The 21,124-nt window shown below is 61.6% G+C and carries 16 protein-coding genes; 5 read left to right on the forward strand and 11 right to left on the reverse strand.

Annotation, left to right across the window (positions count from 1 at the left end; genetic code table 11):
- Positions 1–345 precede the first annotated feature (345 nt).
- The 7 genes from ACIOMR_RS16650 to ACIOMR_RS16680 form a co-directional block, all read right to left on the reverse strand.
- On the reverse strand, positions 346–1,062 hold the full coding sequence (locus tag ACIOMR_RS16650) for an ABC transporter ATP-binding protein (protein WP_003217439.1): 717 nt from the start codon (positions 1,060–1,062) through the stop codon (positions 346–348).
- The gene (locus ACIOMR_RS16655) at positions 1,059–1,934 is read right to left on the reverse strand and encodes an ABC transporter ATP-binding protein (RefSeq protein ID WP_003217442.1); all 876 of its coding nucleotides are present in this window, start codon (positions 1,932–1,934) and stop codon (positions 1,059–1,061) included. The genes ACIOMR_RS16650 and ACIOMR_RS16655 overlap by 4 nt, the downstream gene beginning before the upstream one ends.
- Positions 1,931–3,208 (reverse strand): high-affinity branched-chain amino acid ABC transporter permease LivM, encoded by a 1,278-nt coding sequence (gene livM, locus ACIOMR_RS16660; RefSeq protein WP_003217445.1) that lies wholly within the window; start codon positions 3,206–3,208, stop codon positions 1,931–1,933. The genes ACIOMR_RS16655 and livM overlap by 4 nt, the downstream gene beginning before the upstream one ends.
- Positions 3,209–3,210: 2 nt before the next feature.
- The gene (locus ACIOMR_RS16665) at positions 3,211–4,125 is read right to left on the reverse strand and encodes an ABC transporter permease subunit (RefSeq protein ID WP_003217447.1); all 915 of its coding nucleotides are present in this window, start codon (positions 4,123–4,125) and stop codon (positions 3,211–3,213) included.
- A gap of 253 nt (positions 4,126–4,378) precedes the next feature.
- The gene (locus tag ACIOMR_RS16670) at positions 4,379–5,515 is read right to left on the reverse strand and encodes a branched-chain amino acid ABC transporter substrate-binding protein (protein WP_003217449.1); all 1,137 of its coding nucleotides are present in this window, start codon (positions 5,513–5,515) and stop codon (positions 4,379–4,381) included.
- Between the two features lie 376 nt (positions 5,516–5,891).
- Positions 5,892–7,175, reverse strand: a complete 1,284-nt coding sequence (locus tag ACIOMR_RS16675; RefSeq protein ID WP_401195285.1) for an NAD(P)/FAD-dependent oxidoreductase — start codon at positions 7,173–7,175, stop codon at positions 5,892–5,894.
- Positions 7,176–7,345: 170 nt separating this feature from the next.
- Positions 7,346–8,836 (reverse strand): aldehyde dehydrogenase family protein, encoded by a 1,491-nt coding sequence (locus ACIOMR_RS16680; RefSeq protein ID WP_003217452.1) that lies wholly within the window; start codon positions 8,834–8,836, stop codon positions 7,346–7,348.
- Between the two features lie 154 nt (positions 8,837–8,990).
- Here ACIOMR_RS16680 and ACIOMR_RS16685 point away from each other — a divergent pair, with 154 nt between their 5' ends.
- From ACIOMR_RS16685 to nadE, 3 genes are all read left to right on the forward strand, one after another.
- Positions 8,991–9,887: a LysR family transcriptional regulator gene (locus ACIOMR_RS16685; protein WP_003217454.1), complete on the forward strand. Its 897-nt coding sequence runs from the start codon at positions 8,991–8,993 to the stop codon at positions 9,885–9,887.
- Positions 9,888–10,101: 214 nt separating this feature from the next.
- Positions 10,102–11,316: a nicotinate phosphoribosyltransferase gene (gene pncB, locus ACIOMR_RS16690; protein WP_003217456.1), complete on the forward strand. Its 1,215-nt coding sequence runs from the start codon at positions 10,102–10,104 to the stop codon at positions 11,314–11,316.
- A 3-nt stretch (positions 11,317–11,319) separates the two neighbouring features.
- The gene (gene nadE / locus ACIOMR_RS16695) at positions 11,320–12,147 is read left to right on the forward strand and encodes an ammonia-dependent NAD(+) synthetase (protein ID WP_003217462.1); all 828 of its coding nucleotides are present in this window, start codon (positions 11,320–11,322) and stop codon (positions 12,145–12,147) included.
- Between the two features lie 288 nt (positions 12,148–12,435).
- Here nadE and azu read toward each other — a convergent pair whose 3' ends face one another.
- The gene (gene azu / locus ACIOMR_RS16700; protein ID WP_008439083.1) at positions 12,436–12,882 is read right to left on the reverse strand and encodes an azurin; all 447 of its coding nucleotides are present in this window, start codon (positions 12,880–12,882) and stop codon (positions 12,436–12,438) included.
- 337 nt (positions 12,883–13,219) lie between these two features.
- Here azu and ACIOMR_RS16705 point away from each other — a divergent pair, with 337 nt between their 5' ends.
- Both ACIOMR_RS16705 and ACIOMR_RS16710 read left to right on the forward strand, forming a co-directional pair.
- The gene (locus ACIOMR_RS16705) at positions 13,220–13,807 is read left to right on the forward strand and encodes a TIGR00730 family Rossman fold protein (protein ID WP_003217468.1); all 588 of its coding nucleotides are present in this window, start codon (positions 13,220–13,222) and stop codon (positions 13,805–13,807) included.
- A 68-nt stretch (positions 13,808–13,875) separates the two neighbouring features.
- Entirely contained in the window at positions 13,876–14,055 is a 180-nt protein-coding gene (locus tag ACIOMR_RS16710; protein WP_003217470.1) for a hypothetical protein, read from the forward strand.
- Positions 14,056–14,125: 70 nt separating this feature from the next.
- Here ACIOMR_RS16710 and ACIOMR_RS16715 read toward each other — a convergent pair whose 3' ends face one another.
- The 3 genes from ACIOMR_RS16715 to ACIOMR_RS16725 form a co-directional block, all read right to left on the reverse strand.
- Positions 14,126–15,016: a transglutaminase family protein gene (locus ACIOMR_RS16715; RefSeq protein ID WP_003217471.1), complete on the reverse strand. Its 891-nt coding sequence runs from the start codon at positions 15,014–15,016 to the stop codon at positions 14,126–14,128.
- The gene (locus ACIOMR_RS16720; protein ID WP_177039706.1) at positions 15,016–17,502 is read right to left on the reverse strand and encodes a circularly permuted type 2 ATP-grasp protein; all 2,487 of its coding nucleotides are present in this window, start codon (positions 17,500–17,502) and stop codon (positions 15,016–15,018) included. The genes ACIOMR_RS16715 and ACIOMR_RS16720 overlap by 1 nt, the downstream gene beginning before the upstream one ends.
- A 175-nt stretch (positions 17,503–17,677) precedes the next feature.
- Positions 17,678–20,968 (reverse strand): DUF2126 domain-containing protein, encoded by a 3,291-nt coding sequence (locus ACIOMR_RS16725; RefSeq protein WP_401195293.1) that lies wholly within the window; start codon positions 20,966–20,968, stop codon positions 17,678–17,680.
- Positions 20,969–21,124: the final 156 nt, after the last annotated feature.

The following is a 21,124-nucleotide window of genomic DNA, read 5'->3' on the forward strand; positions in this document are numbered from 1 at the left end:
CAATAAACAACCACCGCGCTGAAAGCCACGAAAACAAAGGCCTCCAGCCAGCTACTCCCACGTTACCCACAGCCGGTTCCACAGTGCTTGGGGACAAGTCAAAACTGTGACAAAACAGGGATTTGCGGCGGCTATATGTCGCGCTTTGGCAGGTGCCCGGATTTGTTGTCCACAATTTCAGGAAAGCCTGCAGGCGACGCAAAAAAATGTGGGAGCGGGCTTGTGTGGGAGCGGGCTTGCTCGCGAAAGCGGCGTATCAGTCAATGCACATGTGACTGACCCACCGTCTTCGCGAGCAAGCCCGCTCCCACACAAGCCCGCTCCCACATTGGACCTGCGAACGACTTAATGCCCGCCGAGGTAGGCGTTACGCACCTCCTCATTCACCAGCAGCTCCTTGCCGGTGCCGGTAAGGCGAATCTCGCCGTTGACCATCACGTACGCCCGGTCCGACAAGCGCAACGCATGGTTGGCGTTCTGCTCCACCAGGAAGATGGTCATGCCGGTAGACGCCAGCTCCCGCAGCGTGGAAAAGATCTGCTTCACCACGATCGGCGCCAGCCCCAGGCTTGGCTCGTCCAGCAGCAACAGCTTGGGCCGGCTCATCAGTGCGCGGGCGATGGCAAGCATCTGCTGTTCACCACCGGACATGGTCATCGCCCGCTGGTTGCGCCGCTCCTTGAGCCGCGGGAACAGCTCGAACATGCGCTGCATGTCTTCGGTGGCGAACTTGTCGCCAATCGGGATGGTGCCCATCAGCAGGTTTTCCTCGACGGTCATGTCGGGGAACACCCGCCGCCCTTCCGGCGACTGCGCAATGCCGTTGGAGGCGATGTAGTGGGACGACTTGTGGGTAATGTCGACGCCGCGGTAGATGATCTGCCCGGACTCGGCCCGTGGCTGGCCAAAGATCGACATCAGCAGCGTGGATTTACCCGCGCCGTTGGAGCCGATCAGGCTCACGGTTTCGCCTTCGTTGATGTGCAGCGAAACTTTCTTCAGGGCCTGGATCGGGCCGTAGAACACGTCCAGGTCTTTCAGTTCGAGGATTGGCTCACTCATACCAGCTCCTCTTCGTCAGCGCCCAGATAAGCCGCGATCACCTTCGGATCATTGCGGATCGCTTCCGGCCCGCCCTCGGCAATCACGTTGCCGTGGTCCAGCACCACGATGTGGTCGGAAATACTCATCACCATGCCCATGTCGTGTTCGATCAGCACCACCGTCAGGTCGTGCTCGTCCCGCAGCAGGCGAATCATCGCGCTGAGGGCTTCGGTTTCCTGGGGGTTGAGGCCGGCGGCCGGTTCGTCGAGGCAAATAATCTGCGGCCGGGTGCACATGGCACGAGCGATTTCCAGGCGGCGCTGCTGGCCGTAGGACAGCTCGCCGGCCAGGCGGTTGGCGCAGTCCACCAGGTCCACCACTTCCAGCCAGTAGAACGCATGGTCGAGGGCATCGCTTTCAGCCTTGCGGTAGCCCTTGGTATTGAGGATGCCCGCGAGCATGTTGCGGTTGACCCACATGTGCTGGGCCACCAGCAGGTTCTCCACCACCGACATTTCCTTGAACAGGCGAATGTTTTGGAAGGTGCGCGCCAAACCCGCCCGGTTCACCAGGTGAGTGCCGCCGAACATCTTGTAGAACACCCGGCTGACGAAGCTTTTCGGCGAGACAAAGTCGGTGGCCTTGAAGCGCTCGCCCAGCAGTTGGATCACGTTGGTCTGCTTGCCGCGCACATTGAGTTCGATCTTGCCGCCGGAGGCTTTGTAGAAACCGGTCAGGCAGTTGAACACGGTGGTCTTGCCGGCACCGTTGGGACCGATCAGGGCGAAGATCGAGTTGCGCTTGACCTTGAGACTTACGTCGCTCAAGGCCTTGATGCCACCAAAGTGCATCATCAGGTGTTCCACGGAAAGAACGACTTCCTTGCTCATGGCGCCACTCCTTTACGCGGGACAACACCGGTACGGCTGATACGAATCAGGCCTCGTGGTCGCCAGATCATCATCACCACCATCAACACGCCGAAGAGCAGCACGCGGTACTCGGAGAAGCTGCGCAGCAGCTCCGGCGCCACCGTCAGCACGAACGCGGCAATCACCACGCCGACGGTCGAGCCCATGCCGCCCAATACCACGATGGCGAGGATCAGCGCCGACTCGAAGAAGGTGAACGACGACGGGTTGACGAAGCCCTGGTAGCTGGCGAAAAACACCCCGGCCAGACCGGCAGTGGACGCGCCGATGGTGAACGCCGAGAGCTTCACCAGCACGTGGTTGAGGCCCATGGAACGGCAGGCGATTTCGTCTTCGCGCAAGGCTTCCCACGCGCGGCCCACCGGCATGCGGGTCAGGCGGTGCTTGATGTACAGCACCAGCAGCACTACCAGGAACAGCACGATGTAGATGAACAGGAATTTGATGTTGGGGTTGTAGTCGATGCCGAAGAACTCGTGGAACGGCACCCCGCCATCCTTCGCCTTGCGCACGAACTCCAGGCCGAAAAACGTTGGCGACGGCACCGGCATGCCGTTCGGGCCACCGGTAAACGACAGCCAGTTATTCAGCACCAGGCGGATGATTTCACCGAAGCCCAGGGTCACGATCGCCAGGTAATCGCCGTGCATTCGCAGCACCGGAAACCCGAGTATGCACCCCGCCAGCGCCGCACAAATCGCCGCCAGCGGCAGCACCGACCAGAAGCCCAGGCCGAGGTACTGGTAACCCAGCGCCAGGCCATAGGCGCCGATGGCGTAGAACGCCACGTAACCCAGGTCGAGCAGCCCGGCCAGGCCGACCACGATGTTCAGGCCAAGGCCCAGCAACACGTAGATCAACCCGAGGATCACCACGGTCAGCAGGTATTTGTTGGCAAAGAACGGGAACACGATAGCAATCACGATCAACGCCGGGATGATCCAGCGCAGGCGCGACTTGTAGTCCGGCTTGAGCACATGCACACCGGAGCCGGTGCTTTCAAACCCTTGCAGAATCCGCAGGCCCCTTGGGGTTTGCAGGAACAGGCTCATGGCGAACCGGCCGACCATCACGATGGCCACCAGGATGCCGACACGCGCCGGTTGCAGGTTGAAGCTGTAGCCGTCGAGGACCACGCCGACGATCGGACCGAACACGATCAGCGAAATCAGCCCGGCGAGTACCGCATCGACGACACTTTTCTTGATATCGATAGAGTAGGCAGCAGACATAGTTATACCTTCGCCACGAGTGGGCGACCGAGCAGGCCCTGGGGACGGAAAATCAGGATCACCACCAGCAGGGAGAAACTGAACACGTCTTTGTAGTCAGAGTTGATCAACCCCGAGAACAGCGACTCGGAAATACCCAGGATGATCCCGCCCAGCATGGCCCCAGGCAGGGAGCCGATGCCGCCGAGTACCGCTGCGGTAAATGCCTTGATGCCGATGATGAAGCCGGCATAGAAGTCGAACGTGCCGTAGTTCAGGGTGATCAGCACACCGGCCAGCGCGGCCATGGCGGCACCAATCACGAATACGTAGGAGATGACCCGGTCGGTGTTGATACCGAGGATCGACGCCATCTTGCGGTCTTGCTGGGTAGCGCGGCACATGCGGCCGAGCTTGGTGTACTTGATGATGTAGGTCAGCAGGCCCATGCCGACGAACGCGGCCACCAGGATGAACACCTTGGTGTAGGTCAATTGCACGAAGCCGGTGCCGATATCGACTCTCCAGGCGCCGGCCAGCAGCGTCGGGATGCCTTGTTGCTTGGCGCCCTGGGCGATCTGCGCGTAGTTCTGCAGGATCAGCGAAATACCGATGGCGCTGATCAGCGGTGCCAGTCGGGTGGAGTTGCGCAGCGGTTTGTAGGCGACACGCTCGATGACCCAGCCGTAGACGCCGGTGACGACGACGGTGAAGATCAGGGTGCCAAGGATGAGCAGCGGGAAGGATTCGATGCCGAAGTAAGCCAGCAGTGCCAGACTGATCGCCGCGAGGTAAGCGGAAATCATATAAACCTCGCCATGGGCGAAGTTGATCATGCCAATGATGCCATAGACCATTGTGTAGCCGATGGCGATCAAGCCATAGACCGACCCGAGGGTCAGCCCATTGACCAGTTGCTGCAGGAAAATACCATCCATAACGCAATCTCACGCAGTGAGAGCCTGCACACCTGTGGGTGTGCGGATCTTCTAGGAGGAAAAGACAGACACAAAAGGGGCTGGCAACCAAGTCCCCGTGTGGGAGCTGGCGTGTGTGGGCGCCGGGCTTGCCCGCGATAGCGACACCTCGGAATGTCAGTCAACCCGAGGTGACGCTATCGCAGGCAAGCCAGCCCCCACAAAAGCCCGGTTCCCACAGGGTCAAGTGGCGTCTAACCCATCGCGCTAACTATTACTTCTGCTTTTCCAGCTGGTGATACTTGCCGTCCTTGTCCCACTGGTAAACCACATAGTCGGAGATTTTCAGGTCGCCCTTGGCGTCCCAGTTCTTCTCGCCCATGACGGTTTTGACCGGGTGGGATTTCAGCCATTTGGCTGCGTCTTCGCCCTTGTCGGACTTGGCGCCATTGAAACCGGCGGCCAGGGCCTGGATCGAGGCGTAGGCGTACAGGGTGTAGCCTTCAGGCTCGGTGCCATTTTTGCGGAACTCTTCCACCACGGTCTTGCTGTCTGGCAGCAGGCGTGGGTCGGCGCCGAAGGTCATGTACACGCCATCCACGTACTGTGCACCACCGGCGGTGGCCACCAGTTCGTCGGTCACCACGCCGTCATCGGACATGAACTTGACGTCTTTCAGGCCGGCTTCACGAATCTGCCGAACCAGTGGGCCGGCTTCCGGGTGCAGGCCGCCGAAGTACACGACGTCAGCACCGGTGGAGCGGATCTTGGTAACCAAGGCGCTGAAATCTTTCTCGCCACGGGTCAGGCCTTCTTCCAGCACCGGCTTCACACCGCGCTTGGTCAACTGCGCCGCAGTGGCGTCGGCCAGGCCTTTGCCGTAGGTGTCCTTGTCGTTGATAACGGCAACTTTCTTGCCCTTGAGCACGTCGACGATGTAGTCGCCGGCCACGATGCCTTGTTGATCGTCACGACCACACATGCGGAACACGGCCGACAGGCCACGCTCGGTAACCTGCGGGTTGGTGGAGCCCGGGGTGATCATGATCACGCCCGCATCGGCATACACCTCGGAGGCCGGGATAGTGTTCGACGAGCAGAAGTGCCCGACCACGCCAATCACTTTGTCCTGGTCAACCAAGCGGTTGGCCACGGCCACGGCCTGCTTGGGTTCGCAGGCGTCATCGCCGGCCACCAGCTTGATCTGCTCGCCGTTGATGCCGCCGGCCTTGTTGATGACATCGGCTGCCGCCTGGGCACCTTTCATGTACTGCTCACCAAATGCCGCGTTGGCGCCGGTCATCGGCCCCGCTACGCCAATCTTCACATCAGCTTGAGCAAACGCAGAAACACCCAGCGCCGCAGCAACGGCGAGGGCTAGAAAACCTTTCTTGTAAAACGTCTGGGACATGAGTGGTGCTCCGAGGTTTTTGTTGAATTGGCACTGCAGCTTCACTTCAAAAACTTTCGGAGAAAGCCCAGAGCAAGCGTCGTGCCATTACGTTTTTATTATTCAAAAAGACACGGTGTCATTGTTATTGCAGGTTTTTGGGCGCCTTTTGATTGGACGTGCAACCGTCTATCTCAACCAGGTGCAACCATTGGACCCATAAAGTGCAACCCGACCAATCAAGCACTGCAACCCGGCCACTAAACGGCCACCCTTAAACATGTAACAGCGTGCGTAACGGAAGTGCACATTTACAGTGCGTTACTGCTACGACTCGCACCAATACAGATTAGTAGCCGGCTAAGAAAATGCAGGCTTCTGAGGGGTATTTCGTTGATCAGATCACGATCCGCAGGCATTGGCCCGCGTGATACAGCGAGAATCCCGCCTCGTACAAACAGCTGCGCAGGCCCACACCGGCCAACGGCTGCATCGGCGCAAAGGGGATCGGCAGTGCCTGTGGATCCTGGTGACACAGATAATCCGCGAAGGCTTTGCCCACGACACTGCCGGTCGTCACCCCGCGCCCGTTGTAACCGGTGACCGCCACCAACCCGGGCGCCGGCTCGAACAGGCGCATCAAGTGGTCCGGGGTGAACGCGATGCAGCCGGTCCAGGTGCACTCCCACTGCACCGGTTTGAGGTACGGGAAGTAGTGCTGTTGCACCCTATCGGCCCAGGCCTTGAGGAACCACGCAGGTTTCTGGTTGCCGTTGCCCAGGCTGCCGAGCAGCAGGCGGCCTTCGGCGTCGCGGCGGATGCTGCTGAGTACCTGGCGAGTGTCCCAGGAGCCTTGCCCGCCCGGAAGGATTTGTTGGGCGGCGTCGTCGGTCAGAGGGGCCGACGCCACCTGATAGTAATAACCGGGGAAAAAGTTGCGGCGCAGCTCGGTCCACTCGCCTTCGGTGTAGGCGTTGGAGGCGATTACCACTTGTTCGGCGTGTACGGAGCCCTGGGCAGTCTGCACAGACCAGTGCTGGCCCTGGCGTTCCAGTTGGGTGACTGGGGAGTGATCGAACAACTGTCCGCCGAGCCCGACGGCGGCATTGGCCAAACCACTGGTGTAGGCCATCGGGTTCAAGGTGCCGGCCCGCCGGTCGAGCAAGGCGGCAGCAATCTTTTTGGTACCGGTGGCTTGTTCGCATGCAGCGCCGGTCAACAGCTCCACCGGTGCACCGCGACGCTTCCATTGTTCCTCACGACTGCGCAAATCCGCCTCGCCACGGGCGTTGTGCGCCATGTGCAAGGTGCCCTCGCGACGCAGTTGGCAGTCGATGTTGTATTTGTCGATCAGGCTGAACACCAGGGACGGTGCCGCGCCGAGCATGCGGTTGAGCTGGCTGCCCACCGCGGTACCAAAACCGGCTTCGATCTCGTCCGGGGGAATCCACATCCCTGCATTGACCAGCCCTACGTTGCGCCCCGAACCACCGTGGCCGGTGCGATGGGCCTCGAGTACGGCGACACTTTTTCCTTGTTCCAGCAAGTGTATGGCTGCCGACAAACCGGTGATGCCGGCGCCGATCACGCACACATCCACTTTTACCTCGCCCTTGAGCGCGGCACGATCCGGCCGGCCAGGAGTGAGTTGTTCCCACAAACATGCTTCGCGTAATGCCATTGCCAGACTCCGATGAGACCTAACAAACCACTTTTCCGAATTGTAAATACGGTCAAATGTGGGAGCGGGCTTGCTCGCGAAAGCGGTGGATCAGATAAGCATTCGTTGACTGACACACCGCTTTCGCGAGCAAGCCCGCTCCCACATTGACCTCACTCCGACTTGAGGTATCAGTCGAAGGTAATACCCTGGGCCAGCGGCAGTTCCAGCGAGTAGTTCACGGTGTTGGTCTGGCGACGCATGTACCCGCGCCATGCATCCGAGCCCGACTCACGCCCGCCACCGGTCTCTTTCTCACCGCCAAACGCGCCACCAATCTCCGCGCCGCTCGGGCCGATGTTGACGTTGGCGATCCCGCAGTCACTGCCTACCGCCGACATGAACTGCTCGGCCTCGCGCACGTCAGTGGTAAAGATGCACGAAGACAGGCCTTGTGGCACCGCATTGTTCAGGCGCAGCGCTTCAGCGAAATCGGTATAGCCGACCACATACAGAATCGGCGCGAACGTCTCGGTGCACACCACATCACTCTGCTCCGGCATTTCCACGATGGCCGGCGACACGTAGTAAGCGTTGGGGAACGTGTCTTCCAACTGGCGCTTGCCGCCAAACACCCGGCCGCCTTCGCTCAAGGCCTGCTCCAGGGCGTCCTGCATGTTTTCGAAGCTGTGCTTGTCGATCAGCGGGCCGATCAGGTTGCCTTCCAGCGGATGGCCGATGCGCACTTTGGAATACGCAGCCTTGAGGCGGGTGACGATTTCCTCCTTCACCGACTCATGGGCGATCAGCCGACGCAGGCTGGTGCAGCGCTGGCCGGCGGTACCGACTGCGCTGAACAGAATCGCGCGCACGGCCATGTCCAGGTCGGCGCTTGGGCCGAGGATCATCGCGTTGTTGCCGCCCAGTTCGAGAATGCTGCGGGCAAAACGTGCAGCGACTTTCGGCGCTACTTCGCGGCCCATGCGGGTGCTGCCGGTGGCGCTGATCAGCGCAACACGCGGGTCATCCACCAGTGCGGCGCCGGCATCGCGGCCACCGATGATCACCTGGCTGAGGTACGGCGGCGCATCGCTGAAGTTCTTCAGTACGCGCTCGAACAGTGCCTGGCAGGCCAGGGCGGTAAGCGGGGTTTTTTCCGACGGTTTCCAGATCACTGCGTTGCCGCACACCAGCGCCAGCGCGGTGTTCCACGCCCATACGGCGACCGGGAAGTTGAAGGCGCTGATCACGCCAACCACGCCCAGCGGGTGCCAGGTTTCACGCATGTGGTGGCCCGGACGCTCGGAGGCGATGGTCAAGCCGTACAACTGGCGCGACAGGCCGACGGCGAAGTCGCAGATGTCGATCATTTCCTGCACTTCACCCAAACCTTCCTGGGTGATCTTGCCGGCTTCCCACGACACCAGCTCGCCGAGGTCGGCCTTGTACTCGCGCAACACGTCGCCGAACTGGCGCACCAGCTCACCACGACGCGGGGCCGGCACCTTGCGCCAGGCCTCGAATGCATGCTCGGCGCGACTGACCTGCTGCTCCACCTCGGCGGCGCCTTCCCAGTGCACACTGGCAATCCGGCTGCCATCAATGGGCGAATGCACGGGTTGTTTACCCGACTGGTACAGCGCCGGGTTTACCCCGAGACGATCAAGCAATGCGGCAACCATGGGTCACTCCTTCAATCTACAAACAGAAATTTGCGCCGCCAGCGGTCGCGGCGATCCAGACCTTATTTGTAGCTGGCCCAAGACTTGCCAACAAACGACGATTAGGCGAGATATCATTCCGTTTATTCATGCTAAGAACAAAAAGAGGCGTGCCGTGCTGAATAAAAGACATTTGCCCTCGATCACCGCCCTGCAGTGCTTCGAAGCGGTCACCCGCCACCTGAGTTTTACCCGCGCCGCCGAAGAGCTGAACCTCACCCAGAGCGCTGTCAGCAAACAGGTCGCGCAGCTGGAAGAACTGTTGCAGCACCTGCTGTTTCGCCGGGTGCGCCGCCGCTTGCAGATGACCCCGGCGGGCGATCTGTACCTGGTGGAAGTGCGCAAGATCCTCACCCAGGTGGAGATGTCCACCCATTACCTGCGCTCCTACGGCGGCGAGACTGAAGTGCTGCGGGTGTCCACGCCCTACACCTTCGGCGCCCGCTGGCTGGTGCCGCGCCTCAAGGGCTGGCGACTGCGCCATCCGCAGATTCACCTGGACCTGTGCAACGAACAGGAGCCCGACGAGCTGCTGCAAGGCAAGGCCGACCTGGCCTTCTACTTTGGCCAGGGCTCACGGCCCGGCACCGAGAGCCTCAAGCTGTTCAGCGAAGAACTGGTGCCCGTGTGCTCACCCGACAGCCTGCCCGCCCAAGCATTTACCGATCCCACGCAACTGAGCGAACTGGTGTTGCTGCAAAACGCCTCGCGCCCGCAAGGCTGGCATGACTGGTTCGCCGCCCAGGGTCATCACACCGAGCACAGCTACCATGGGCCGCGCTTCGAGACCTTTTATATGTGCATCCGCGCCGCACAGGTTGGCTGCGGTGTGGCGCTGCTGCCCAGGTTTCTGGTGGAAGAAGAGCTCGCCGAAGGCAAGCTGGTGATCCCCTGGCAGCATGCGATGCCGAGCCAGGATGCCTATTACCTGGCCTACCCCGAGCACTCGGCGGAAGTGCCCAAGGTGCGGGATTTTGTGAAGTGGATGATGGAGCAGGTTGAGTCTGATTGACCTTTTTTGCCTGCAATACCGCTATCGCAGGCAAGCCAGCTCCCACATTTTGGAATGCATTCACCTGTGGGAGCTGGCTTGCCTGCGATGGCGCCAGTAGTCATCCCCAAAAAAATCACTGGCAAAACAGCACGGGTCTATGCGCCACTAGCGCCATTCCTTAATTGTGCGTAAAGGTCGGCGCCCATCGCCGACCCGTCTGGAGATTCCCGTTATGAGCGAGAGTGTGTTTGCCGATCGCATCGTGCAGAACCTGCTCGACACCGACTTCTACAAGCTGACCATGATGCAGGCGGTGCTGCACAACTACCCGAACGTGGAAGTTGAATGGGAGTTTCGTTGCCGCAACAGTGAAGACCTGCGCCCGTACCTGGCGGAGATCCGCTACCAGATCGAGCGCCTCGCCGAGCTGAGCCTGAGCCCCGACCAACTGGGCTTCCTGGAACGCATCAGCTTCATGAAGCCGGATTTCCTGCGTTTCCTCGGGCTGTTTCGCTTCAACCTGCGCTACGTGCACACCGGTATCGAAAACGGCGAGCTGTTTATCCGCCTGCGCGGGCCATGGCTGCACGTGATCCTGTTTGAAGTGCCGATGCTGGCCATCGTCAGCGAAGTGCGTAACCGCTATCGCTACCAGAGCGTGATCCTCGAACAGGCCCGCGAGCAGCTGTATCGCAAGTTCGACTGGCTGACGGCCAACGCCAGCGTCGAAGAACTGTCCGAACTGCAGGTCGCGGATTTTGGCACGCGTCGACGCTTCTCCTACCGCGTGCAGGAAGAAGTGGTGAACGTGCTCAAGCACGACTTCCCCGGGCGTTTTGTCGGCACCAGCAACGTGCACCTGGCCCGCGAGCTGAACATGAAGCCGCTGGGCACCATGGCCCACGAATGGATCATGGCCCACCAGCAACTCGGCCCGCGCCTGATCGACAGCCAGATCGCCGCCCTCGACTGCTGGGTGCGCGAGTACCGTGGCCTGCTGGGCATCGCCCTGACCGATTGCATCACCACCGATGCGTTTCTCAGCGATTTCGACCTGTACTTCGCCAAGCTCTTCGACGGCCTGCGCCACGACTCCGGTGACCCGGTGCAATGGGCCGAAAAGGCGATCGCCCACTACCACAAGCTGGGGATCGAGCCCATGAGCAAGACCCTGGTGTTCTCCGACAGCCTGTCGCTGCCCAAGGCGCTGGAGATTTTCCGCGCGCTGCGTGGTCGGATCAATGTGAGCTTCGGCATCGGCACCAACCTGACCTGTGATATTCCAGGTGTGGAACCGATGAGCATCGTGCTTAAAATGACTGCCTGTAATGGCCAGCCCGTCGCGAAGATTTCCGATGAAGCGGGCAAGACCCACTGCACCGATCCGAACTTTGTCGCCTATTTGCGCCACGTTTTCAAAGTACCTGCCCTACCCAGCAAGGAGTGAATCATGCAAGCCGTACAGCGCGAGATTGCTGAACAGCTCAAGGTCCAACCACCGTTCAAGGACCAGGCCGCCCTTGAGGCGGAGGTCGCCCGGCGCGTTACCTTTATCCAGGATTGCCTGCTCAATTCAGGCCTCAAGACGTTGGTGCTGGGCATCAGCGGCGGCGTCGACTCCCTGACCGCCGGCCTGCTGGCCCAGCGTGCAATGCAAGAGTTGCGGGCTGCCAAGGGTGACGATGCGTACCGCTTTATCGCGGTGCGCCTGCCCTACGAAACCCAGTTCGACGAACACGACGCCCAGGCGTCCGTGGACTTTATCGAACCCGACGAACGCCACACAGTGAACATCGGCCCGGCGGTGAAATCCCTGGCCAATGAAGTGGCGGCGTTTGAAGGCAAGGCCGCAGTCTCCCGGGACTTCGTGCTGGGCAACACCAAGGCGCGCATGCGCATGGTGGCGCAGTACACCATCGCCGGCGCGGCCGGTGGTTTGGTGATCGGTACCGACCATGCGGCGGAAGCGGTGATGGGCTTTTTCACCAAGTTCGGTGATGGCGCCTGCGACCTGGCGCCGCTGAGCGGGCTGGTGAAGAACCAGGTGCGCGCGATTGCCCGGCACTTTGGTGCTCCGGAATCGCTGGTAGAGAAGATCCCGACGGCCGACCTGGAAGACCTGTCGCCGGGCAAGCCGGACGAAGCGTCCCATGGCGTGACCTATGCCGAGATCGACGCGTTCCTGCACGGCGAGCCGGTGCGCGAGGAAGCCTTCAAGATCATCTGCGACACCTATCGCAAGACCGAGCACAAGCGAGTGATGCCGTTTGCACCCTGATCTGACGTAGCAGCTCATTCTGGCAAAAGGGCTTGTTGTGGTGAAGGAGCTTGCTGTGGTGAAACAGAGCTTGCTGTGGTGAAAGAGCTTGCTGTGGCGAGGGAGCTTGCTCCCGCTGGGGCGCGAAGCGGCCCCTGAAACCTGCTTACTGCTTTTTCTGATGCTACGCGGTGAGCTTATTGGGGCTGCTCCGCAGCCCAGCGGGAGCAAGCTCCCTCGCCACAAGAGCAGCCTGCCTACAGGCAAAAAAAGCGCCCCGAAGGGCGCTTTTTTTTGCCTGAAGATTGCTTACTTCAGGGTCACAGTGCCTTTCATCATCGAGATGTGGCCTGGGAACGAGCAGAAGAACGCGTAGTCAGTGCCTGCCGCCAGCTTCGACACATCGAAGGTCACGGAGTCTTTCTCGCCGGCACCGATGATCTTGGTGTGGGCGATGATGCGGGTGTCACCGTCTTTCAGGTAGTTCTTGTCGATGCCGGCAGCCATGCCGTCGCTGGCGATGCCAGGCATGTCGGCGGCGGAACTCAGCACCCAGTTATGGCCCATGACGTTTTTCGGCAAGCTGCCGGAGTGGGTCAACTCAACGGTGAACGTCTTGCAGCTCTTGTCGATTTCGATGGCCTTGGTGTTGAAGGACATCTGGTCAGTGGAGTCGACAGTGACCTTGCACTCTGCAGCAAGCAACTGGCCGCTAGCCAGAGTCAGCAGGGAAACAGCAACGAGTTTGGCAAACATGTGAATCTCCAGGGCAGGGTTTAAAAAACGCATATTGCGACAAGGGTGCCTGAGTCAGGCAGGACTTCATATGATCTGTATCAACAGATTGTATACAACTTTAGGCTATCAGACTCATCGACACAATCTACCGGCCAAAGTGCGGGTGCCGGCCTATGATCGGTCCATCACCCTTCCGGAGTCCCAGCCATGCACCTCAATAGCCTGTTCCGCAGCCTGCTTGCCGCCTATGCCTGTGGTGCCAGCGGCACCTGCGAAACACCTCAACGCGAGGTTTAATCCTTTGAGAGACGCAAGCCAGCCTTTACTCTTTAGCCACAACTGAGTGGAGTCAGGTATGTCCTTGAAGTCTGTCTGTGTGTTTTGCGGTGCCAGCAGCGGCACCAACCCGGCCTACCGTGAAGCAGCCGTGGCCCTCGGGCGCGCGCTGGCCGAGCGCAAGCTGACCCTGGTGTACGGCGGCGGCGCCGTGGGCCTGATGGGTATCGTCGCCGATGCGGCGCTGGAAGCCGGCGGCGAGGTGATCGGAATTATTCCCGAAAGCCTGAAAAACCTCGAAATCGGCCACAAAGGCCTGACCCGCCTGGAAGTGGTCGACGGCATGCACGCCCGCAAGGCACGCATGGCCGAACTGAGCGACGCCTTTATTGCGCTGCCGGGCGGCCTGGGCACCCTGGAAGAACTGTTCGAAGTCTGGACCTGGGGCCAGCTCGGCTACCACGGCAAACCGCTGGGGTTGCTCGAAGTGAACGGCTTTTACCGCAAGTTGACCGATTTTCTTGATCATATCGTCGGCGAAGGCTTCGTCCGGGCACCGCATCGTGCCATGCTGCAAATGAGCGAATCGCCGGCTGAGCTGCTTGACGTACTGGATGCCTGGCAACCGCTGGTCCTGCCCAAATGGGTGGACCAAAAACCCGATTAACCCTTGGGACGCGATTAAAGGCAGAATACGCGCCGCTCAACCTCACCTTCGACCCCAGAGGATCGCCCATGGCAAAACCTAATTACTCCTTCGCCAAACGTCAGAGAGACTTGGCCAAAGAGCAGAAGAAAGAGGAAAAGCTGCAGCGCAAGAAAATTGCAGCCGACGAAGAAGCCGGTGCACTGAACCCGGATGCTGAAGGTACAGTGGCTACAGACGAAACCGAAGCACCGAAAGACGCTGAATAGGTGATCGTTCCCACGCTCCGCGTGGGAATGCATCCTGGGGCGCTCCGCGTCCCGATTTGAGATATGTGCATTACTCCAGCGGCATCACCGTCACCCGCACTTCCGGGTCATGGCTCCCTCCCCCCAGAATCACCCCCCGCAACGGCGAAACATCGGAAAAGTCCCGGCCCCAGGCCAGGGTGATGTGTTCCAGTGCCGGCTGCACATTGTTGGTCGGGTCAAAATCCACCCAACCCGACACCGGGCAAAACACCGACACCCACGCGTGGGACGCATCCGCGCCGATCAACCGTGGTTGGCCGGGCGGTGGCTGGGTCAGCAGGTAACCACTGATATACCGCGCCGCCAGGCCCCGGGAACGCAGGCACGCGAGCATCAGGTGGGCGAAGTCCTGGCACACGCCGCGCCGGCGCTCCAGCACTTCCACCAACGGCGTGGCGACCTGGGTGGCTTCGGCATCGAAAGTAAATTCGCTGAAGATCTTCTGCATCAGCGCCTGCACACCCAACAGCAACGGACGACCGGCCGGGAAACAGTCTTCGGAGAACTCGACGAAGCTTTTCTTCAAATGCACATAGGGCGATTCGAACCGATAGCGGCACGCCTCGATCACTTCGGCCGACAGCGGCTGGCTGCTGTAGGTCAGGCCGTTGCGGGTCTGGTCCCAGGCCGGCGACAGGCTGAAATCCAGCAGCGGCCGCGCCAACACCTCCACTGTCAGCCCGGCGTTCACCAGCAGTTCATCATGGGGCCGCTCGAATGCCAGCCGGGTGATCGGGTTGCCGAACACATCCAGTTCATCCCGGCGCGAGGTCGGCTCGGGGCTGATCTCCAGTTGCTGCGAGCTGCAGCGCTGCCAGGCGCAAGGCCGCGGCCACAGGTGCGCCAGTTGCTGGGCCAGGGACACCGGGCTGTCGTAGTGATAATGGGTATCGTGGAAAATCTGGTAGCGGGCACTCATCACACAGACACCGTTTGCTGGCTGACATCGTCCACATGGGCAAAATGGCGCAAGGCCAGGCGGTCGGAGACTTGCCCACTTTCATCGGCCACCGCTTGCAGCAGGTCGGCCAGGCCATCCAGCGCGGCACGCACACTGGACTCGCCGAACAGCGGATTCTCCAGGCAGCCCAGGTCAAAGCGCGCCAGGCGCTCCACCAACGGCGCCAACCCGGTTTCCCGGGGCACGCTGAAATCGTCATTCAAGCGACGCAAGGTGCGGCTCACCAGTTTCAGCTGGAACAGCACTGCGTGGGGGTTTTGCTCATCCAGCAGCAACAGGTCCAGAACCGGAATCAGCTGCGGCACCGCAAGGTAGCGCGAACGATAGGTGATGCTGCTGTTGCCCAGTTCCAGCAACCACTCCAGCCCGGCCTGATCGAACACCGCCACGCCGCGCAGGAAGGCGGCCAGGCTGCTGCTGAGAAACTGCAGGCGCTCGATGCGTCGGCCCATCATCAGGAAGCGCCAGCCTTCGTCGCGGGTCATGTCGTCAAGGGCAAAGCCCGACAGCGCGGCCAGGGACATCACCAGGCGGTTGAGGAAATCCAGCAGTTCGCCGAAGTCCGGCTCTTCGCTTTCCAGCTCCAGGGCTTCGCGCTGCAACTCCACCAGCGCCTGCCAGTTTTCCCGGGACAACTTGCCGCGCACCTGGGACGCCGCCCACTGCAAGCGCTGCAAGTTGGCCCGCAGGCTCGAGGGCCAGTCATCACCGAGCAACGCCGCCTGAAGCCGCTCAGGCAACTCGCCCTCCTCCGGCAACAGTCGCAGGTTCTCACCCAGTTCAACCGCCGCCTGCAGCGCCAGCGGGTCGTCTCCGTCGACATAGCGGGCAAGGACGATCCGCAACCAGCGCGCACTGTCATCACAGCGCTCGCAATAACGGCCAAACCAGAACAGGTTTTCCACCACCCGCGACGGCAGGTACGGATCACGTCGCACCAGGTCATGGGCGCCGATGGCCCGCTGGGCGCGCCATTGCTCGGTGCCGTGGGCGCGTTCGCCGAGCACCCAGGTGTCCTTGCTCGCACCGCCGCGCTGCATCGACACCACTTCGGCATCGGCATCGGCGGCCACACGGGTCAGGCCACCGGGCAGTACCCGATAACCGTCGGCGCTGGCTACGGCGTACACACGCATGCCGATGGCGCGGTGCTGAAGGTGATCGTCAACGGTGTGCCAGACCGGCGCCTGGGACAACTGCGCAAGTTCCTGGGCGACATAGGCGTAAGGCCGCGCGCGCATGCGCTCAGCCAGGGCCTCGCGTTGTTCGTCGTTCAAGTCGCGGCCAAATACCGGGGTAAAGCTTTGCGACGGAAACGCCGGCTTGATCAGCAGCTCCGGCAGTTTCTCCAGGGCTTCGGCCAGCACCGGCGGCTCACCGCACCACCAGGTGGCGATGGACGGCAGGATCAGCTCTTCGCCAAACAGGAATTGATTGATCTTCGGCAGAAATCCCAACAGGCCAGGGGATTCCAGCACGCCACTGCCCAGGGCGTTGGCCACCAGCACATTGCCCTGGCGCACGGCATCCAGCAGGCCGGGCACGCCGAGGGCCGAGTCGGTGCGCAGTTCCAGCGGGTCGCAGAAGTCGTCGTCCAGGCGGCGCATGATCGCGTGCACCCGGCGCAGGCCGCTGAGGGTCTTGAGGTACACCGTGGCGTCGCGCACGGTCAGGTCGCCGCCTTCCACCAGCGGGTAGCCAAGCTGGCGGGCGAGGTACAGATGCTCGAAATAGCTTTCGTTGAAACGGCCCGGGGTCAGCAGCACGATCAGCGGTGGCTGGTCGTCGCTCGGCGCCTGGCGGGCCAGGGTTTCCTGCAGGGTGCGGAAGAACCCGGTGAGGTGCTGCACCTGCAAGTCGCGGTACAGGTCCGGGAAGGCGCGGGACACGATGGTGCGGTTTTCCAAAGCATAACCGGCGCCGGACGGGGCCTGGGTCCGGTCGGCGGTGACCCACCAGCGGCCATCCGGCGTACGCGCCAGGTCCACGGCGTACAGGTGCAGGAACGCGCCGTCGGGCGGCTGGATGCCCTGGCACGGCCACAGGAAATTGTTATGGCCGAACACCAGTTCTGCCGGCAGCAAGCCTTCGGCGATCAGGCGTTGCGGGCCGTAGAGGTCGGCCAGTACTGCATTCAGCAGGCGCGCACGCTGGGCGATGCCGGCGGCAAGTTGCTTCCATTCATCGGCGGCCAGCACGTGGGGCAGCAGGTCCAGCTCCCAGGGACGATCGGCGCCCTTGGGGTCGGCGTAGACGTTGTAGGTCACGCCGTTTTCCTGGATCTGCCGAGTCAGCAAGGCTTGGCGCTGGGCCAGTTGCGCCGGGGTGCTGCGTTGCAAGTGATCGAGCAGCCGCTGCCAATGGGCGCGAACCGCGCCGCTGTCGTCCAGCAGTTCGTGATAAGTGCCCGCGGTCAGCGGGTAACGGTCGAGCAAGTCGGGCATGGAACGCTCGGCAGAGGCAAGGGAAGTCGAATTAACTCACAAACCACGCGATCCAACTGTGGGAGCGGGCTTGTGTGGGAGCGGGCTTGCTCGCGAAAGCGGAGTGTCAGTCACTTAATGTGTTTCTGATACACCGTATTCGCGAGCAAGCCCGCTCCCACATTTTGAATCGCATTTAGTCATTCTTATTGGGGAAGCGCCGCAAATCCAGGGTCATCGGCAATTCATCATTGATCACCACACTCGGCACCGGCAGTTTCCCGGGGCTGTGTCCCAAGCGGAAAAACCGCGCCATCCGCCGGCTTTCAGCTTCATTGGCATTCACCGGCAGGCTGTCGTAATTGCGCCCGCCCGGGTGGGCGACATGGTACTGGCAACCGCCCAGCGAGCGCTGCATCCATGTGTCCAAAAGATCGAACACCAGTGGCGCATGCACCGGGATCGTTGGCTGCAGGCAGTTGGCCGGTTGCCAGGCGCGATAACGCACGCCAGCCACAAACTCGCCGACACGCCCGGTGGGTTGCAGCGGCACCGGGATGCCATTGCAGGTCAGCAGGTAACGCTGGGGCGGCAGGCCACTCAACTTGACCTGCAGGCGCTCCAGGGACGAATCCACGTAACGCACCGTACCGCCCACCGCACCCTCTTCGCCCAGCACATGCCAGGGCTCAAGGGCCTGGCGCAATTCCAGTTCGATGCCGCTGACGGCGTAGTCACCGACCTTGGGAAAACGGAACTCCAGGTGCGCGGCAAACCATTCGGCCCGCAGCGGATAACCGGCAGCGTTCAGCTCGACGATCACGTCGGCAAAATCCTGCTCGATAAAGTGCGGCAGCAGGAAGCGGTCATGCAGCTCTGTGCCCCAGCGCGCCAGCTTCGGCGGCGCATAGGGTTCACGCCAGAACCGCGCGACCAGTGCCCGCAGCAGCAACTGCTGGGTCAGGCTCATGCGGGCGTGGGGCGGCATTTCAAAGGCACGCAATTCCAGCAGGCCCAGGCGGCCGGTGGCACCGTCCGGCGAGTAGAGCTTGTCGATGCAGAACTCGGCGCGGTGGGTATTGCCAGTGACGTCGATCAGCAGGTTGCGCAGCAGGCGGTCCACCAACCATGGCGGGCATTCTTCGCCCGCTTCGGGCATCTGCGCGAAGGCGATTTCCAGCTCATACAGCGCATCGTTGCGCGCTTCGTCGACCCGTGGTGCCTGGGAAGTCGGGCCGATGAACAGGCCGGAAAACAGGTAGGACAATGACGGATGGTTATGCCAATAGCTGATCAGGCTGCGCAGCAGATCGGGACGCCGCAGGAACGGCGAATCCTTGGGCGTAGCGCCACCGAGCACAAAGTGGTTACCGCCGCCGGTGCCGGTGTGGCGCCCGTCGATCATGAATTTTTCTGTGGTGAGGCGGGTTTGCCGGGCTTCTTCGTAGAGAAACTCGGTGCGTTCCACCAACTCGTCCCAGGTGGCGGACGGCTGCACGTTGACCTCGATCACACCCGGATCCGGCGTCACCCGGAAGTTGCTCAGGCGTGGGTCGCTCGGCGGCTCATAACCTTCCAGCAACACCGGGCAATGCAGTTCTTCGGCGGTGGCTTCGATGGCGGCCACCAGTTCCAGGTAATCCTCGACCCGTTCCAGCGGCGGCATGAACAGGTACAGGCGGCCGTCCCGTGCCTCGGCGCACAGGGCGGTGCGGGTCAGCCAGTCGGCAGACTCGTCGATCTTCGGGATACGGTCTTGGCTGGCAGCTGCCTCGCCATGGCTTTGCAGTTGTGAGGTGGTCGGCAGGTCTGCCAGGTCCTGATTGGGATCGGTGGGGTGCACGAACGGATAGTCCGCCGCCGTTACCCACGGTTGCGAGGCCAGTGGCAGGCGATAACCCAACGGTGAATCGCCCGGCACCAGGCGGCAATGGTTGTCCCGCAGGTACCAGCGCCCGCTCTGCCAGCGGTCATTGGCCGCCGTGCGCGCCAGCGGCAGCACCTGGCCGATGACTTTATCCAGGCCCTGGCTGAAGACCTTGCGCAGGCGCTCGCGCTCAAGCTTGTCCTCCAGGCGCGGATCTTCGGCGCTGACGTTTTGCGGCAAGGCGCCTTCGCGCCACAGGTAATAGAAATTGTCTTCGTAGGCCGGGAATACAAACTGCGCGGGCAGTTTCAGGCGCTCGGCAACGCTGGCCAGAAAACGCCCGGCCATCATGCCATCGGCGCCGTAGCTTTGCTGCTCATCGGCGATCAGCGCGCTGTTGTGCCAGATCGGCACGCCGTCACGGCGCCAGTAGCAGTTGAGGGACCAGCGCGGCAGTTGCTCGCCGGGGTACCACTTGCCCTGGCCAAAGTGCACCAGGCCCTTGGGCGCGTAGTGCTTGCGCATGCGCTGGAACAGCTCGGCGGACAGCCAGCGTTTGTCCGGGCCCAGGGCGGCGGTGTTCCATTCGGCGCCGTCGGGGTCGTCGATGGAGACGAAGGTGGGTTCGCCGCCCATGGTCAGGCGTACGTCGTCCTTGTGCAGGTCACCGTCGATCTGCCGGCCCAGGGCCTGGATCGCCAGCCACTGCTCTTCGGTGTAGGGCTTGGTAACCCTGGGGGCTTCCCAAATCCGCTCCACGGACATCTCGTGGGTAAATTCGCACTCGCAGGGTTCCACCAGGCCACTGATGGGCGCTGCGGAAGAAGGATCAGGACTACAGGCCAACGGGATATGACCTTCACCGGCGAACAAACCGGAGGTGGCATCGAGGCCGATCCAGCCGGCGCCGGGCAAATACACTTCGCACCAGGCGTGCAGGTCGGTGAAATCCACCTCGGTGCCGGACGGGCCATCGAGGGCTTTGACGTCGGCGGTCAGCTGGATCAGGTAGCCCGACACAAATCGCGCCGCCAAACCGAGATTACGCAGCAGTTGCACCAGCAACCACGCCGAATCCCGGCAGGAACCGGAGGCGTTTTCCAGGGTGAATTCCGGAGTTTGTACCCCCGGTTCCATGCGGATCAGGTAGCCGATATCGGCAGCCAGGCGCTGATTCAGGCCCACCAGGAAATCCACCGCCGGCAACGGCGTGCGGTCGATACCCGCCAGATACGCGGCGAATCTCGGGGTCAGCGGCAATGTTTCGAGGTACGGCGCCAGCTCGCGCTGCTCATCGGCGGCGTAGCTGAAAGGGATTTTTTCGGCGTAGGGTTCCAGAAAGAAATCGAACGGATTGAATACCGCCATCTCCGCGACCAGGTCGACTTCGATGCGCAGCTCGTCAGTTTTTTCCGGGAACACCAGACGCGCCAGGTAATTGCCCTGGGGATCTTGTTGCCAATTGATGAAGTGCTGTTCCGGCAGCACCTTCAGCGCGTAGGAAAGAATCCGCGTGCGGCTATGGGCCGCCGGACGCAGACGAACAATCTGTGGGCCGAGTTCGACCGCGCGGTCGTAGCGGTAATGCGTAACGTGGTGCAACGCGACATGAATCGACACGGCGGCCTCCTGCGAGCCAGGGCATGGAAACAAAGCGCGCAAGACTTATGCCAGAGCAGTGGTCATTGCGCTTTATCGTGGGACCCGGTGCAGTACAGCACCAAAACGGCGCGATGGCTGCCGTCGTGGTGCGAGGGTTGCACATATTTGTGGCGG

The sequence above is a fragment of the Pseudomonas sp. NPDC087814 genome (assembly GCF_044742865.1).
Lineage (GTDB): Bacteria > Pseudomonadota > Gammaproteobacteria > Pseudomonadales > Pseudomonadaceae > Aquipseudomonas.